At 67.9% G+C, this 15,258-nt stretch carries 15 protein-coding genes, 1 tRNA gene, 1 other RNA gene and 1 pseudogene; 4 read left to right on the top strand and 14 right to left on the bottom strand.

Annotated elements, in window-relative coordinates:
- Positions 1-18: 18 nt before the first annotated feature.
- The 13 genes and pseudogenes from JS278_RS07295 to prfB all read right to left on the bottom strand — a co-directional run bounded on the left by JS278_RS07295 (position 19) and on the right by prfB (position 12,465).
- Positions 19-585 (bottom strand): YqgE/AlgH family protein, encoded by a 567-nt coding sequence (locus JS278_RS07295; protein ID WP_114044600.1) that lies wholly within the window; start codon positions 583-585, stop codon positions 19-21.
- Between the two features lie 140 nt (positions 586-725).
- Positions 726-1,094: a transfer-messenger RNA gene (gene ssrA, locus JS278_RS07290) on the bottom strand.
- A gap of 145 nt (positions 1,095-1,239) precedes the next feature.
- Positions 1,240-1,791, bottom strand: a complete 552-nt coding sequence (locus tag JS278_RS07285; protein WP_181833846.1) for a DUF1707 domain-containing protein — start codon at positions 1,789-1,791, stop codon at positions 1,240-1,242.
- Between the two features lie 176 nt (positions 1,792-1,967).
- A pseudogene (gene argH / locus JS278_RS07280) lies at positions 1,968-3,397 on the bottom strand (argininosuccinate lyase).
- A gap of 31 nt (positions 3,398-3,428) precedes the next feature.
- Entirely contained in the window at positions 3,429-4,364 is a 936-nt protein-coding gene (argF, locus tag JS278_RS07275; protein ID WP_114044597.1) for an ornithine carbamoyltransferase, read from the bottom strand.
- 1 nt (position 4,365) lies between these two features.
- Entirely contained in the window at positions 4,366-5,616 is a 1,251-nt protein-coding gene (locus tag JS278_RS07270; RefSeq protein ID WP_114044596.1) for an acetylornithine transaminase, read from the bottom strand.
- Positions 5,609-6,559, bottom strand: a complete 951-nt coding sequence (gene argB / locus JS278_RS07265) for an acetylglutamate kinase (RefSeq protein ID WP_114044595.1) — start codon at positions 6,557-6,559, stop codon at positions 5,609-5,611. Before argB ends, JS278_RS07270 begins: the two co-directional genes overlap by 8 nt.
- Complete coding sequence (gene argJ, locus JS278_RS07260; RefSeq protein ID WP_114044594.1) at positions 6,556-7,722, bottom strand: bifunctional glutamate N-acetyltransferase/amino-acid acetyltransferase ArgJ; 1,167 nt, start codon at positions 7,720-7,722, stop codon at positions 6,556-6,558. The genes argB and argJ overlap by 4 nt, the downstream gene beginning before the upstream one ends.
- A 47-nt stretch (positions 7,723-7,769) precedes the next feature.
- Entirely contained in the window at positions 7,770-8,849 is a 1,080-nt protein-coding gene (argC, locus tag JS278_RS07255) for an N-acetyl-gamma-glutamyl-phosphate reductase (RefSeq protein WP_114044593.1), read from the bottom strand.
- 131 nt (positions 8,850-8,980) lie between these two features.
- A complete protein-coding gene (gene smpB / locus JS278_RS07250; RefSeq protein WP_114044592.1) occupies positions 8,981-9,463 on the bottom strand; it encodes an SsrA-binding protein SmpB in 483 nt (160 codons plus the stop codon).
- A gap of 77 nt (positions 9,464-9,540) precedes the next feature.
- The gene (ftsX, locus tag JS278_RS07245; RefSeq protein WP_220150047.1) at positions 9,541-10,443 is read right to left on the bottom strand and encodes a permease-like cell division protein FtsX; all 903 of its coding nucleotides are present in this window, start codon (positions 10,441-10,443) and stop codon (positions 9,541-9,543) included.
- A gap of 51 nt (positions 10,444-10,494) precedes the next feature.
- Positions 10,495-11,181: a cell division ATP-binding protein FtsE gene (gene ftsE, locus JS278_RS07240; protein WP_114044591.1), complete on the bottom strand. Its 687-nt coding sequence runs from the start codon at positions 11,179-11,181 to the stop codon at positions 10,495-10,497.
- A 177-nt stretch (positions 11,182-11,358) separates the two neighbouring features.
- Complete coding sequence (gene prfB, locus JS278_RS07235; protein ID WP_114044590.1) at positions 11,359-12,465, bottom strand: peptide chain release factor 2; 1,107 nt, start codon at positions 12,463-12,465, stop codon at positions 11,359-11,361.
- 79 nt (positions 12,466-12,544) lie between these two features.
- Here prfB and JS278_RS07230 point away from each other — a divergent pair.
- Positions 12,545-12,618 (top strand) — tRNA-Val (locus JS278_RS07230).
- 47 nt (positions 12,619-12,665) lie between these two features.
- Here the strand turns inward: JS278_RS07230 and JS278_RS07225 are convergent.
- Entirely contained in the window at positions 12,666-13,385 is a 720-nt protein-coding gene (locus tag JS278_RS07225) for an aldo/keto reductase (RefSeq protein WP_114044589.1), read from the bottom strand.
- Positions 13,386-13,630: 245 nt separating this feature from the next.
- Here JS278_RS07225 and JS278_RS07220 point away from each other — a divergent pair, with 245 nt between their 5' ends.
- From JS278_RS07220 to JS278_RS07210, 3 genes are all read left to right on the top strand, one after another.
- A complete protein-coding gene (locus tag JS278_RS07220) occupies positions 13,631-14,119 on the top strand; it encodes a DUF805 domain-containing protein (protein WP_114044588.1) in 489 nt (162 codons plus the stop codon).
- Positions 14,120-14,253: 134 nt separating this feature from the next.
- Positions 14,254-14,931 carry a DUF805 domain-containing protein gene (locus tag JS278_RS07215; protein ID WP_114044587.1) on the top strand — a complete coding sequence of 226 codons (678 nt, stop codon included), beginning with the start codon at positions 14,254-14,256 and terminating at the stop codon, positions 14,929-14,931.
- Positions 14,932-15,051: 120 nt separating this feature from the next.
- Positions 15,052-15,255 (top strand): DUF805 domain-containing protein, encoded by a 204-nt coding sequence (locus tag JS278_RS07210; RefSeq protein ID WP_147243169.1) that lies wholly within the window; start codon positions 15,052-15,054, stop codon positions 15,253-15,255.
- Positions 15,256-15,258 lie beyond the last annotated feature (3 nt).

The raw sequence follows: 15,258 nt of genomic DNA, 5'->3' as shown, positions 1-15,258 counted from the left end.
ACTAGTAGCGCGTCGCCGTCAGTTGAGATCGCGGTCATCCGGCATGGTCGCCATCATGGCCGTAGAGCCGTTCTGGCGGCGCAGCACACGGCGCCACAGGGTGTGCGGGTCCGTGCCGAAGAGATCCTCCTCATGGGCACGGGCGCGCACCCAGTCCCCGCGGATGATCTCGGCCTCCAACTGCCCGGGCTCCCACCCCGAGTAGCCGGCGAAGATCCGCAGGTCGGAATAGGCGCCCTCGACGAGCTCGACGGGTGTGTCGAGGTGGAGCAGCCCGACGGCCCCGGAGACCCGTCGCCAGCCCGGGGGCTCCTCAGAGGGGTGCTGGAGGCGGGCCAGGCAGACCGCTCCGTTGGGCGAGACCGGACCTCCCTGGAAGAGCCGCTGGGGAGGGGTGGTGAGCGGCACCCATTCCGGCAGCACGCCGTCCAGAGCCATCGTGGAGGGGATGTTGAGCACGACGCCGAGGGTTCCCTGACCGTCGGCGTCGAGCAGATAGATCACCGAGTGGGAAAAGATCCCGGAGGTGACCGCAGACGTGGCGACGAGCAGCTCGCCGGCGCGGGGTGGATCAGCCAGGATCATGTGGCCATCCTTCCACGATCGTCCGGGCGCCGGTCCTGGCCGGCTCGGTAGATGCGGACTATCGCCTCCGTCCACATGCCTCATCCTGCTCCCAGGGACGCACAAGACCCCCACCTGCCGAGCAGGTGGGGGTCTTCATGGGGTGGAGATGGCGGGAATTGAACCCGCGTCCTTGAAAGGCGAACCAGACATTCTCCGGGCGCAGTCGATGCTGTCGTTCTACTCGGCTCTCACACTCCCACCGACACGGTGCGAACAAGCCCAGTCACAGTAAAGTCCCGCGTGGTTCCCGTGACCATCACCACGCAGCAAGCCTTCAAATTAGGCCAGATTCCGGACGGAAGGCTACGTCCGGGCTGACCCTTCGATCACTGATCAGGCAGCGAGAGCGAAGTCAGTGCGCTTGTTATCGGCACTTATTGGTTCCCAGGGGTCGTTAACGAGATAACCCTGGATTCTCGGCCCGCTTCTCCTGGAAACACCGTCCCAAGTCGAAACCAGTCATCCCCATGTTGAGTTGTCATCGCGCGCCTTGGACGCCATCCCCTGAGGACGGGCCCCGGCTCACGCCGACCCTGTGTGCAACCGCCTGTGCGATCGACACCGTGTGCAACGGACAAGCCGCGTCACATATTCCAGTGTAGCGGGTCGGCCTCAACGGCGCCCGCGCCCCAGGCTCTTGGGCTCCGCCGGCCCCTCGTTGACGATCTGGAAGGGAATCACCCGCGTGATGGGATTGCGCCACGAGTCCCCCTGGAAGGACTTGATGGCCTGGACCAGGGTGAGGCCCGCCCAGGCGAACCAGGCGAGACCGCTGATGAGGCTGCTTCCGATCACCGCGCTGAGCACGATGGCGATCGCGATCATGTAGATCTGAGCGTTGGCCTGGTTGGCCACCTGCCTGCGGGTCCACGACCCCTTCTCGGTGGCCGCCACTCCGATCAACGGACCCACCGGCCCGGACATGAACGGGGAGAGACCGATCAGTCCGGCCGCCACCGAACCGCCCGGTGAGGGCTCGGTCTTCGCAAGCTGAGAGCGCGCGGGCCTGATGGCGCTGGAGACCAGCGGGACGGTGGCCAGACCGGACAGGCTCTGGTTCAGGTCCCGGCGGGTCTTGGACGCAATGGCATCGTCGGAGCGCTTCTCAAACTCGCTCATGGTGATGCGGCCGTCAGCCAGCGCGTCCCCCAGATAGTCGAGCACCCGCTGCCGCTGCTCGTTGGTGACCCGCAGATCCAGGGTCGCGTCCTGGTTGCTCGGCCGCTGCTGAAACGGGTTTGCCTGGAACGGGTTGGGGAACGGACTGCTCATTCCTCCAATACTGACTCATGATGGTGCATGAACCCAGCTCGCCTGTCCCTGAACCCTCCCGGACCGGGCTACTCCGCGAACTCTCGCAGTGCGGCGATCCGGCTGCGCACCTCGCCGAGCTGCTCGCGGACACGCTCGGGGGCCGTCCCCCCCTGCCGTTGCGGGCCCGTACCGAACCGGCGACCGTCATCACCTCGCGCACCTGCGGGGTGAGCCGCGGGTCGATGGCGGCCAGTTCGGCGTCGGTGAGATCGGCCAGCTCCTTGCCCTGTGTCTCGCACTCGCGCACGCAGGCGCCGCTGAGCTCGTGGGCGACTCGGAAGGGCACCCCGTCGCGCACCAGCCATTCGGCGATGTCGGTGGCCAGGGAGAATCCCTGGGGAGCCATCTCGGCCATCCGGTCGGTGTGGAAGACGGCGGTGCCCATCATGCCGGTGACCGCCGGCAGCAGCAGGTGGAGCTGGTCGATCTGGTCGAAGACCGGTTCCTTGTCCTCCTGGAGGTCCCGGGCGTAGGCCAGCGGCAGGGCCTTGAGCGAGGACATCAGCCCGGCCAGATCCCCGATCAGGCGACCGGCCTTGCCCCGGGCGAGTTCGGCGATGTCGGGGTTCTTCTTCTGAGGCATGATCGACGACCCGGTGGAGTAGGAGTCGTCGAGGGTGATGTAGCCGAACTCGCGGGTGTTCCAGATGATGACCTCCTCGCTCAGCCGGGAGAGGTCGACGCCGATCTGGGCGGCGACGAAGGCGAACTCGGCGACGACATCGCGGGCCGCGGTGCCGTCGATGGAGTTGGGCACCGACTCGGAGAAGCCCAGATCCTCCGCCACCGCCTGGGGGTCCAGCCCGAGGGTCGATCCGGCCAGCGCCCCGGACCCGTACGGGCTGGCGTCCAGCCGGCGGTCGAGATCCCGCAGCCGGTCGACGTCGCGCAACAGCGGCCAGGCGTGGGCCAGCAGGTGATGGGCCAGCAGCACCGGCTGGGCGTGCTGCATGTGGGTGCGTCCGGCGATGACGGCGTCCCCCGCCTCCCCGGCCCGGCGGGCCAGCACCTCGGCGAGGTCCAGGACGTCGGCGGCCAGGGCGCGGGCCTCGTCGCGCAGGTACATCCGCAGCAGGGTGATGATCTGGTCGTTGCGGGAGCGCCCGGCCCGGATCCGTCCGCCCAGGTCGGCCCCGGCACGCTCCAGAAGCCCGCGCTCCAGCGCAGTGTGCACGTCCTCGTCATCGGGATCCGGACGGAAGGCACCGGAGGCGACGTCGGCGTCGAGCCGCTCGAGAGCCGCCTCCATGTCGGTGAACTGCTGGTCGTCCAGCAGCCCCGCACGGTGCAGCACTCTGGCGTGGGCCTTGGAGCCGGCGATGTCGTGGCGGGCCAGCCGCCAGTCGAACTGGGTGGAGACCGACAGTGCGGCCAGGGCCTGGGAGGGTCCGCCGGCGAACCGGCCTCCCCACAGGGCGACCGGATCGTGGGCGGGGGTGTTGCTGGAGGAGGTCACATCGGTCCTTTCACGCTGATGGTTGACGACACTACCGGTCCATCAGCCACCCCATCAGGCCCTTCTGGGCATGGAGCCGGTTCTCGGCCTCCCGCCAGACCACCGACGCCGGTCCGTCGATGACGTCGGCCGTCACCTCATGCTCCCGGTAGGCGGGCAGACAGTGCAGGAACACGGCGTCATCCCCCTCGGCCATCAGGGAGGCGTTGATCTGGTAGGGGGCGAGGACTCCTTCGGCGGCGTGCCCGGCCTCCTCGTTGCCCATCGAAGCCCAGGTGTCGGTGGCGATGACGTCGACCCCGGCGACCGCCTCGTGGGGATCCGCAGTCACGGTCACCGCTCCCCCGGTGGTCGCGGCGATCTCTCTCGCTCTGGCGACGACAGCGGGATCCGGAATGTGGGAGTCCGGGCATCCGATCCTGACGTCCAGGCCGGCCAGCGCACCGCCGATCAGGTAGGAGGCGGCCATATTGTTGGCTCCGTCGCCCAGATAGGCGAAGCTGCGCCCGGCCAGCGCCGGCCCTTCGGCGGCCAGGCCGCCCTTGACCTCCGCGATGGTGATGAGGTCCGCGAGGATCTGACAGGGATGGAACTGGTCGGTGAGCGCGTTGACCACCGGTACCGACGAGTAGGCGGCCATCTCATCGATGCGCTCCTGCCCGAATGTGCGCCACACGATCATGGCGCACATCGAGGAAAAGACCCGGGCGGTGTCGGCGATCGGCTCGCCCCGGCCCATCTGCGAGCCGGCGGCGTCGATCACCAGAGGGCTTCCGCCCAGGTCGGCGATGCCGGTGGCGAAGGAGACCCTGGTACGGGTCGAGGACTTGTCGAAGACCACGGCCACCGTCTGCGGGCCGGCGAACGGCTTCTCGCTGAACCGGTCGGCCTTGAGCGCCAGTCCCCTGGCCAGCACCTCGCGCTGCTCGGCGCTGGTGAGGTCGTCGTCGCGAAGGAAGTGGCGCATCTCAGTTCTCCTTGTCCTGGGTGTCCTGTGATTTCCGGGCGGCGTCCAGCAGACCGGGCAGGGCGTCGACGAAGAGGTCGGCGTCGGCCTCGTCGAGGATCAGTGGCGGGGCCAGCCTCACGGTGGTGGGGGTGGCGGCGTTGAGGATGAGACCCTGGTCGAGGCCGGCCCGCACCACCGCAGGAGCGATCTCCGAGGCCAGCTGGATACCCAGCAGAAGTCCCTGGCCCCGGACCTCCAGCACCTGGGAGTGACTGATCCCGGTGATCGCTGTGACGAGGCGCTCCCCCACCGTGCGGGCGTGCTCCAGAAGACCGTCGGACTCGATGGTGGAGATGACGGCCAGTCCGGCGGCACAGGCCAGCGGGTTGCCGCCGAAGGTGGTGCCGTGCTGGCCGGGGGTGAGGATCCCCGAGTTGTCCGCCCCGAAGGTGACGGTGGCCCCGATCGGGAAGCCGCCGCCGAGAGCCTTGGCCAGGGTCATGACGTCGGGGGTGATGCCGGAGGCCTGGTGGGCGAACCAGCGTCCGGTGCGACCCATGCCGCACTGGACCTCGTCGACGACCAGCAGGACGTCGTGCTCGGCGGTCAGCCGGCGGGCCTCGCGCAGGTACTCGGGGGCCAGCGGCCACACCCCGGCCTCCCCCTGCACCGGTTCGATGAAGAGCCCGGCGACGTCCCCCTTGTCGAGTTCGTCGGCCAGTGCCCGGACGTCCCCTGCGGGGATGAAGGTGACGTCGGCGCCCAGGGACCCGAAGGGCGCCCGGTAGGCCTCCTTGTAGGTGAGCGCCAGAGCGCCCAGGGTGCGGCCGTGGAAGGCGTGCTCCAGGGCGAGCACCCGGCCGCCGCGCCGGTGGGCCTTGACCATCTTGAGGGCGGCCTCGTTGGCCTCCGTGCCGGAGTTCGAGAAGAACACGGCCGAGCCCTGCGGCGCCTGCGCGATCTCCAGGACCTTCTCGGCCAGCTCCACCTGGGTGGGGGTGGTGAAGAAGTTCGAGACGTGGGACAGAGTGGCGGCCTGCTCGCTGACGGCCTTCACCCAGGCGGGGTGCGCGTATCCCAGAGCATTGACGGCGATGCCGCCGAGCAGATCCAGGTACTCCTTCCCATCGGCATCGGTGACCCGGCAGCCGTGCCCGGAGACCAGGCACAGCTGGGGCGCTCCGAAGACCCCGAGAAGGGAGCGCGAGTAGCGGTCCCCCCAGGCCTGTCCGTACTGTTCGGTCTGCTGTTCGGTCTGCTGATCAGTCATCGGTGACCCCCGAGTCGTAGTCGTCCGGCCGGGCCATGGTGCCCACGCCCTTGGTGGTGAAGATCTCCAGCAGCAGGGCGTGCTCGATCCGCCCGTCTACGATGGCCGAGCTGGTGACGCCGCCGTCGATGGCCTCGAGCAGGGCCTGGGCCTTGGGCCGCATCCCCTCGCCCAGTCGCGGGATCATCCGGCGCAGGTCGGAGACCGAGATGTCGGGAATCAGTGTGCGCGGGTCGGGCCAGGTGCGGTAGATCCCGGCCACATTGGTGAGCATCACCAGTTTCTCGGCGCGCAGCGCCTGGGCGATGGCGGTGGCCGCCGCATCGGCGTTGACGTTGAGCACCTGTCCGGTGGTGCCGCCGTGCTCGTCGACCTCCGGGGAGACGGGGGCGATGACGGGGATCTGGCCACGGTCGAGCATGTCGTTGAGGAGGCCGACGTTGACGTCGACGATCTCTCCCACCAAGCCCATGTCGACCGGCTCCCCGTCCACCTCGACGTGGGTGCGCCGGGCGGACAGCAGGCCGGAATCCTCCCCCGACATGCCGGCGGCCAGCGGTGCGAAGGTGTTGATGCGCCCGACGAGCTGGCGTCCGACCTGGCCCACCAGGACCATCCGGACCACCTCCATGACCTCGGGACTGGTGATCCGCAGCCCGTTGCGGAACTCCACGGCGGTTCCCGAATTGGCGAGCATGGCGTTGATCTGCGGGCCACCGCCGTGGACGACGATCGGCCGGATGCCCACCGAGGCCATGAAGACGATGTCATCGGCGAAGGCCTGCTGGAGGACCGGGTCGACCATGGCGTTGCCGCCGTACTTGACGACGACGGTGCAGCCCTGGAACCGGCGGATCCAGGGAAGGGCCTCGACGAGCACCTCGGACTTGCGCTGCGCGGTGGCCTGGGAGGCGTTCAGGGGAACGTCAAGTGTGGTGCTCATGATGTGTAGGCGCTGTTCTCTTCGACGTATTCGTGGGTGAGGTCGTTGGTCCAGATGTGGCCTGTGGCATCTCCGGCATGCAGGTCGATATCGATGCGGACCTCGCGGGGGGTCATGTCGACCAGGTCGCGGTCCTCGCCGATGCGCCCGCCTCGGCAGATGACGATGCCGTTGAGTGAGACGTCGACCTGATCGGGATCGAAGGGAGCCACCTCGACGGGCACGCAGCCGACCGAGGAGAGGATCCGGCCCCAGTTGGGATCATTGCCGGCGATCGCCGTCTTGACGAGGTTCGAGCGGGAGACCTCCCGGGCGACGGCCACGGCGGCCTTCTCGGTGGTGGCCCCGGTGACGGTGACCAGGACGTCGTGGTGGGAGCCCTCGGCGTCGGCGACCAGTTGGCGGGCCAGCCCGGAACACACCTCGGTGAGACCGGCGCGCATCTCCTCGGGGCTCAGCGCCACCCCGGACGCCCCGGAGGCCAGCACGATGACGGTGTCGTTGGTCGACATGCAGGCGTCGGAGTCGACCCGGGAGAAGGTGACGTCGGCGGCCGGCGCCAGTGCCGCCTGAAGCTCCTCGTGGGTGGCCACCGCATCGGTGGTGATGAACACGAGCATGGTCGCCAGCTGAGGGGCGAGCATCCCGGCTCCCTTGGCGATACCGCCGAAGCGCGCCCCGGCGACCTGGGTCTCGATGGTCTTGGGAACGGTGTCGGTGGTCATGATGGCCCGCGCAGTCGCCTCATCGACGACCCCGCCGGTTCCCAGGGCGGCGTGGGCGGTGTGGATGCCCTCGGTGATCTTCACCATGTCGAGCCGCTGGCCGATCACGCCGGTGGAGGCCACCAGCACCTGCTCGGGGGCGCAGCCCATGAGCCCGCCGACGAGTTCGGCCTCGGCACGGCTGTCGGCCAGTCCCTCGGGACCGGTGCAGGCATTGGCGCAGGCCGAGTTGACGACGACGGCGTGGGCGGTGCCGGCCTCCAGTACCGGGCGGCACCATGCGACGGGCGCGGCGAAGACGCGGTTGCTGGTGAGCACTCCGGCGGTCGCCCGGACAGGTCCGTCGTTGACGATCAGACCGAGATCGGGACTGCCGTTGCGGCGCAGGCCCGCGCTGACTCCCCCGGCCCGGAATCCTCTGGGGTAAGTGATGGACATCTGGGTTCTCCCTGGTGGTTCTCGTCGTTCGTGGAGCGGGATGGCTGTCAGGGGGCCAGCCCGATTCGCGGCAGCCCCTGGGTCTCGGGCAGTCCGAGTGCCAGGTTGAGGCACTGGACCACGGCCCCCGCGGTGCCCTTGACGAGGTTGTCGATGGCGACCAGCACGGTGGAGACCCCGGAGTCGGGATCGGCCTCGGCCGAGATCTGCACCATGTTCGATCCGACGATCGGGTGGGTGGAGGCCATCTGCCCGGCCGGAAGCACGGTGATGAACGGCTCGTCGCTGTAGGCGTCGTTGAACGCCTCGAGCAGCCGGCCGGTGGTGGTGCCCGGGAGCGTCCGTCCGGTGCACACCGCCAGGATTCCCCGGCTCATCGGGACCAGGATCGCCGTCAGGGACAGGCTGGTGGTCTCCGGAGCTCCGGCGGTGCGCAGGGACTGCAGGATCTCGGGCACGTGGCGGTGCCGGCCGCCGGTGGAGTACGGCCGGGCCCCGCCGCTGATCTCCGAGAAGATCATGTCGGCCTTCGCCTTCCGGCCGGCCCCGGAGGTGCCGACCGGCAGCGCTGCGGACAGGGCCACCGGATCGACGAGCCCGCCCGCCAGCACGGGCGCCAGTCCGAGAGCGACGGCCGAGGCATTGCATCCGGGGCCGGCGATGTGACGCCGCCCGGCCAGCCGATCGCGCTGGCGACCGCCACCGGCCAGGGGCAGCTCGGGCAGCCCGTATGCCCAGGTGCCGGCGTGTTCGGAGCCGTACCAGCGTCGCCAGTCGGCGGCCGAGGCGAGCCGGAAATCGGCTCCGGCGTCGACGATGACGATGTCGGGGTTGGTCTCGGCCAGCCGTCCGGCGAGTTCGGCCGAGGCCCCGTGGGGCAGGCCCAGGACGACGGCGTCGTGGCCAGCCAGATGGTCGGGATCCAGGTCGGTGAACTTTGTCGCCAGCCCGGGGGCTCCGGCCAGCTGCGGCATGAGTGCCGCGACCGGTTGCCCGGCGTTGCTGTGCGCCGCGAGTTCGCCGAGACGCAGGCCCGGGTGTCCTGCGATGATCCGGGCGGCCTCCGAGCCCGCGTAGCCGGATGCCCCGGCCACCGCAACAGTGAATGCCTTTGCAGTCATACGAATATTTATACATCACTGGGGGAAGTGCTCACAACCTGACAGCAGACGGTGACCGGGCCGGCGAGGGGACGAACGACGACCGGACCACCCTGGATATTCAGGATGGTCCGGTCGATCTGAGGCAGGCGGCGCTCTCAGCGCCTCCCCCGCTTCAGGCGGGTCCCGATGGCCCGCTGGGCCTCGCGTTTCGCATCGCGCTCCTTGATGGACTGGCGCTTGTCCCAGTCGCGCTTGCCGGTACCCACGGCGATCTCAACCTTCGCGTAGCCGTCCTTGAAGTACAGCTGGAGCGGAACGATCGTCTTCCCGGAGTCGGTGGACTCCCTGGCCAGCTTGGCGATCTCCCGTTTCGACAGGAGCAGCTTGCGCTTGCGCATGACGTCGTGATTGCGCCATGTGCCGAAGGCGTACTCGGGGATATGAAGGTTGTACAACCACACCTCGCCCCGATCGTCCACCTGGGCGAAGGCGTCCCCCAGGGATGCCTTGCCCGCCCTCAGCGACTTCACCTCGGTGCCCTGGAGGACCATTCCGGCCTCCCAGGTCTCCCCGATCGTGTAGTCGTGGAAGGCCTTCCGGTTGCGGGCGACGACCTTCTGACCCTTCTCCCTGGGCATAGCGGACCTCCTTGCGTGCACAGACCCGCCATTCTAGCGACTCCCGCAGAGCCGCGGACGCGGTCGCGCCTCCGGATTCAGACCTTCAGATATCGCGTGGTGGCGACGAGCGCCGGTATCACCGAGAGCAGCACCGAGACGACCAGTACCGCACCCATCGCGAGGAATGTCTGATGCCACCCGACCCATACGATCGTGGTGATCGTCTTGGCGGCCTTCTCCATGATGATGGCGTAGACCCCCAGGGCCACCGTCCCGCAGGCCAGAACCCCGCCGATGAGACCGGCCACCAGGGACTCCAGCAGGAAGGGGGTCAGGATGTACGCGTTCGATGCGCCCACCAGTCTCATGATGCCCAGTTCCCGGCGTCTGGCGAAGGCCGCCATCCGGATCGTGTTGCCGATCTGCAGCGCCGCGGCGACCAGCAGCAGGGCCGACATGCCGAGGGTCCCCCACTTCAGGGCGTTGAGCCACATGAAGAGTGGATCCAGCACCGGATGGAGATCCAGCACCGCCTGCACCCCTGGCAGCCCCTGAGCCTGGGAGACGACTCCCTGGTACTGCTCGGGATTCTTCAGTTTGACCCGGAAGGAGTCCTGGATGGTGTCCTCGGTGAGGACGTCCTTGACCGGGGAGTCCTTGTAGACCCGCTGGTACTCCTCATAGGCCTGGTGCTTGGACTCGTAGTAGACCGTGGAGACCTGAGGATTGGCCTCGAGCGTCTTCTTGATGGCGTCCTTCTGGGACTGGCTCGCGGCCTGGTTGCCCGTGCACTGCCCGCCGTCGACGTTGGGTACGCACAGGAAGACCGACACCTCGATCTTGTCGTACCACTTGCCCTTGACCAGATCGACCTGCTGGGTCGCCAGCAGGGCGGCCCCGAACAGGGACAACGAGACCCACATGGTGACGATCACGGCAACCGTCATGGTGAGGTTGCGGCGAAGGCCCGTCCAGGTCTCTCTCAACGTGTGACGCATGAATGTGTGTTCCTCTGGAGGTAGTCGGGATGGATCGGGGCGACGCCGGGGTCAGGCGGTCCCGTACACCCCTTCGGTCTGGTCGCGGACGACTCGCCCGGTGTCGAGTTCGATCACCCGGCGGCGCATCTGGTCGACGATCGTCGAGTCGTGGGTGGCCATGATGACAGTGGTTCCGGTGCGGTTGATACGGTCGAGGAGCTTCATGATGCCGACGCTGGTGGCCGGGTCGAGGTTGCCGGTCGGCTCGTCGGCGATGAGGATCTTGGGGCGGTTGACGAATGCGCGGGCCACCGCCACGCGCTGCTGCTCGCCGCCGGACAGTTCGTCGGGCAGGCGCTTCTCCTTGCCCGCCAGGCCCACCAGGTCGAGAGTCTCGGGGACGACCTTCCGGATCTCGCGGGTGGACCGGCCGATCACCTGCAGGGCGAAGGCCACGTTCTCATACACCGTCTTGCCCGGAAGCAGCCGGAAATCCTGGAAGACGGTTCCGATCTGACGCCGCAGAGCGGGCACCTTCCAGGTGTGCAGGGTGTTGAGGTCTTTGCCGGCGACGTAGACGGTGCCCCTGGTGGGTCGGTACTCGCGCAGGATGAGCCGGATGAAGGTCGACTTGCCCGAACCGGACTGGCCGACCAGGAAGACGAACTCCCCCTTGTCGATGTCGACGTTGACACCCTTGAGGGCGGGTCTTGCCTGACCCTCGTAGACCTTGGTGACATTGTCGAAGGTGATCAACGGACCGTCCTTGTGTCTGAGAGCTGCCCGATCGCCGGGAGGCCGATCAGGCGGCCGCTTCCTGAGAATTTCTCAGCACGGCCGTTCCCGAGTCTATTGGACCAGCCCGTGGGGGCAAGCGGCGACTCGCCCACTGTGCCTGTCCCCGCCTCTCCGACTCGGTTCAGCGGGCGTCGCTCACTCGGTCTCCTGGCTGCGCCGCCAGCGGATTCCCGCGTCGATGAAGGCGTCGATGTCGCCGTCGAAGACGGCGTCGGTGTTTCCGACCTCGTGGTTGGTCCGCAGGTCCTTGACCATCTGGTAGGGGTGCAGCACGTAGGAACGCATCTGCGCCCCCCAGGAGTTGCCCTCGGACTTCAGCGAGTTCATCTCGGCCTCCTGATCGGCGCGGGCCTTCTCGAGGAGCTTGGCCTGCAGGACGCGCAGCGCGGCGGCCTTGTTCTGGATCTGGGAGCGCTCGTTCTGGCAGCTCACCACGATGCCGGTGGGCAGGTGGGTCAGGCGGACGGCGGAGTCCGTGGTGTTGACCCCCTGGCCTCCGGGGCCCGAGGCGTGGAAGACGTCGACGCGCAGGTCGGACTCGGGGATGTCGACATGATCGGTCTCCTCGACCACCGGCAGCACCTCGACCCCGGCGAAGGAGGTCTGACGGCGTCCCTGATTGTCGAAGGGGCTGATCCGTACCAGCCGATGGGTGCCCTGCTCGACCGAGAGAGTGCCGTAGGCGAAGGGGGCGTGGACGATGAAGGTGGCCGACTTGATGCCGGCCTCCTCGGCGTAGGAGGTGTCGAGCACCTCGATCCTGTACTGGTGCCGCTCGGCCCAGCGCAGGTACATCCGCATGAGCATCTCGGCGAAGTCGGCGGCATCCACCCCGCCGGCCTCCGAACGGATGGTGACCAGGGCTTCGCGCTCGTCGTACTTGCCCGACAGCAGGGTGCGCACCTCGAGGGCGTCGATCTCGGTGCGCAGCGAGGCGACCTCCGCCTCGGCCTCGGCGGCCGACTCGGCGTCACCGCCCTCGCCGGCGAACTCCAGCAGGACGCCGGCGTCCTCGATCCGGGAGCGCAGCTGCTCGAGTCTGTCCACCTGCGACTGCAGGGCCGACAGCCGCGACGTCACCTGCTGGGCGTGCTCCTGGTCGTCCCAGAGGTCGGGGGCCGCGACCTCCTTCTCGAGTTCCTCGATCTCCCGACGCTTGGCCTCGGGGTCGAGAACCGACTCGATCTCGGAGAGTGAATGATCGAGTTCGTCAACGGTCTGCTGAAGGTCTGCCAGTGCCACGGGCGCCCACTCTACAGGGTGGGCCACAGCCCCGCACCGAGCCGATCTTGCGCCGGACCGGTAGGGTGTGCGCGTCGCGGGGCATATAGCTCAGTTGGTCAGAGCGCCTGCCTTACACGCTGGAGGTCGCCGGTTCGAGCCCGGCTGTGCCCACTGACCTGATGACGCTTCCGGGGCCGATGCACCGCAACACGGGTTCGTCAGTCGGGTTGTTCGGTCCTGACCGGGCCCGCGGATGCCAGACGCTCCTTGTAATCACCGATCTTGCCGTCGATGACGTCCAGCCCCGTCGCCCTGGCCGTCCGGGTGAGTGCCGCCAGTTGCCTGGCGGTCGCGGAATGTCGATAGGCGTCGGGCAGCGGGCGGTCCGCACGGGTGTAGGAGCCGTTGAGCAGCGGTGAGTACCCGACCAGACGCAGGCCGGATTCGGTGGCCTCCCGGGCGAGAACCTCGTCCAGGAGGACGTGTGGCGACAGGTCGGCGCCGGGCGTCGGATTCAAGTAGGTGAATCGCTGTTGAACGGCGACGTACCGGGGTCCGCTCCCGGCCGCCCGCAGAGCCTCCCGCAGGCGGGACGCCGTGATGTTGGAACAGACGATCGCACGCACCGTGCCCCGCCGGATCCCGTCCTGAAGGGCGCCCACGGTGTCTTCGGGCGGGACGCGAGTGTCATCGATGTGCGCGTAGAGGACGTCGATATGATCCGTGCGCAGCCGTCGGAGGCTCTCCCCGGTCTGCGCGCGAACATCGGGCGCCGACAGTCCGAGGGTGGCGTCCAGGAACGTCGCCCCCACATCCAACGCGGCGTCGAGGATATCCACAGCGGTGCCCAGGGCGACTCGGGTTCCGAAGTACATCGTGCCGATCGCCAATGGCGGCACGATCGGCCCGTCGTCGCCGAGTCTCATCATCTGCTCCATGAAGACCAGCGTGCTCCCTGGAGCGAACTCCAGGTCAAGTCCGGTCCCCGGAATGACGTTGTCTGATCAGGCGTCGGATGATCGCGGCGATGGCACGGCTCGACACGTCGTGATTCTCAGCCCGTGACGTCGGCGGGACGGTTCAGTGACTCAGCTTGAGGCTGAGCCGGCCTCATGGGCTGGCGACCGGACCCGGTGGCCCCATAGTCTCGTGCTGTCCCCAGTCCCACATCGGAAGGACAGATATGAGCACTCCTCAGCCTCCGGCCGGAGATCCCTACGGCCAGGTTCCCGGAGATCCCTACGGCCAGAACAGCTTCGGTCAGACGCAGGGCGGACGCCCGCGCCCCTCAGTGAATTTCAGCCAGGCGATCCAGCTCTTCTTCAAGAACTACGCCGTGTTCAACGGCCGGGCCTCCCGCTCGGAGTTCTGGTGGGTGATGCTGTTCACCTGGCTCGTCAACGTGGTCCTCAACGGCATCGGCAGGGCCGCGGGCGATTCGGGCAGCACGGCCCTGATGTCGCTGAGCGGGCTGTGGAGCCTGGCGATTCTGGTACCCAGCCTTGCCATCGCCTGGCGTCGACTGCATGACACCGGACGCTCCGGCGGATGGTTCTTCATCAACTTCATCCCGTTCGTGGGGACGATCATCTTCATCGTCCTCACCGCCAGCCCTTCGAATCCCGCCGCCTGGCAGCAGTACGACAACGGCAAGCTCCCTGCCGAGAGCTGATCAGAAGACCTGCTCTGCAGAGGGCCGCGGCCAATCGCCGTGGCCCTCTCGCCGTCTCATCAAGGTCCTCTGACGCCGCGCCCCGCTACCATCATCGCAGCGGTACCACAGGTAACTCCGACGAAAGACTGAGGATGTCCAATCAACAGTGGGGACCGGCTCCCCAGAACCCCGATCCGTACCAGCAGCCCTACCAGCAGGCGCAGGGCCAGCCCGGTCCTTACGGTCAGCAGGGACAGCCAGGTCCTTACAGTCAGCAGAGCCCCTACGGACAGCAGAATCCGTACGGGCAGAGCCCCTACGCTCCCGCCCCCTACGGCGCGATGCCCGGTCCGGGCGGCGGTCGCCCCAGGCCCTCGGTGGGATTCGGCCGAGCCGTCCAGCTCTTCTTCAAGAACTACGCCGTGTTCAACGGCCGCGCCTCCAGATCGGAGTACTGGTGGGTGGTGCTCTTCAACGGCCTGATCGGCCTGGTCTTCGGCATCTTCGCCGCAGTCATGGCCGCCTCCGCCGTCGCATCCATCCCCACAGATCCGTATGACCCGAATTATGATCCGAATGCCGCGGTCGCGGGCATCAGCGGCGGCCTCATCTTCATGTACATCATCCTGGGCATCTGGAGCCTGGCCATCCTGGTCCCCTCGATCGCCATCGCGGTCCGCAGGTTCCACGACACCGACAAGTCCGGCTGGTTCTACCTGCTGAGCCTCATCCCCGGGGGCTCCATCGTCGTGCTCATCCTGCTGGCGATGCCCTCGGTGCCGCAGGCCTGGCAGCGCTACGACACGGGGAAGCTGCCGGTCGAGAGCTGACTCCGACCTGCAGGGGCCGCATGGGAACCGAGTACGGTCCCCATGCGGCCCCTGCATCTCCCGGCCAAGGCCTGATCATCTTCCAACAGCATGCGGCTACCCGCCGACAAGAGAGCCGCGATGACACAGCGATGTGAGCCCCACAGCACCGAGGATCTGTTCTGGGCCCCTCCGCGGCCGGACGACGCCGACATGTCCGGATGGTTCGACCTGGTGTCCTTCATGCCGTACATCGGCTGGATCGTGCTGACCGTGGTGCTCGCCTTCCCGCCGAAGCCGTCGGCCTGGCGCTATGACACCGGTCGTCCACCGGCCTCCGACTGAGCG

Source organism: Acidipropionibacterium virtanenii, assembly GCF_003325455.1.
GTDB lineage: Bacteria > Actinomycetota > Actinomycetes > Propionibacteriales > Propionibacteriaceae > Acidipropionibacterium > Acidipropionibacterium virtanenii.
Note: the sequence above shows the minus strand (reverse complement) of the source record. Positions and strands in the feature narration are given on the sequence as shown.

What these genes read in the sequence shown, in the direction of transcription:
- JS278_RS07295 (WP_114044600.1), bottom strand. Translation starts at nt 585, where the DNA reads ATGATCCTGGCTGATCCACCCCGCGCCGGCGAGCTGCTCGTCGCCACG.
- argF (WP_114044597.1), bottom strand. Translation starts at nt 4,364, where the DNA reads ATGCGCCACTTCCTTCGCGACGACGACCTCACCAGCGCCGAGCAGCGC.
- JS278_RS07270 (WP_114044596.1), bottom strand. Translation starts at nt 5,616, where the DNA reads ATGACTGATCAGCAGACCGAACAGCAGACCGAACAGTACGGACAGGCC.
- argB (WP_114044595.1), bottom strand. Translation starts at nt 6,559, where the DNA reads ATGAGCACCACACTTGACGTTCCCCTGAACGCCTCCCAGGCCACCGCG.
- argJ (WP_114044594.1), bottom strand. Translation starts at nt 7,722, where the DNA reads ATGTCCATCACTTACCCCAGAGGATTCCGGGCCGGGGGAGTCAGCGCG.
- smpB (WP_114044592.1), bottom strand. Translation starts at nt 9,463, where the DNA reads ATGCCCAGGGAGAAGGGTCAGAAGGTCGTCGCCCGCAACCGGAAGGCC.
- ftsX (WP_220150047.1), bottom strand. Translation starts at nt 10,443, where the DNA reads ATGCGTCACACGTTGAGAGAGACCTGGACGGGCCTTCGCCGCAACCTC.
- JS278_RS07225 (WP_114044589.1), bottom strand. Translation starts at nt 13,385, where the DNA reads ATGGAGCAGATGATGAGACTCGGCGACGACGGGCCGATCGTGCCGCCA.
- JS278_RS07220 (WP_114044588.1), top strand. Translation starts at nt 13,631, where the DNA reads ATGAGCACTCCTCAGCCTCCGGCCGGAGATCCCTACGGCCAGGTTCCC.
- JS278_RS07215 (WP_114044587.1), top strand. Translation starts at nt 14,254, where the DNA reads ATGTCCAATCAACAGTGGGGACCGGCTCCCCAGAACCCCGATCCGTAC.
- JS278_RS07210 (WP_147243169.1), top strand. Translation starts at nt 15,052, where the DNA reads ATGACACAGCGATGTGAGCCCCACAGCACCGAGGATCTGTTCTGGGCC.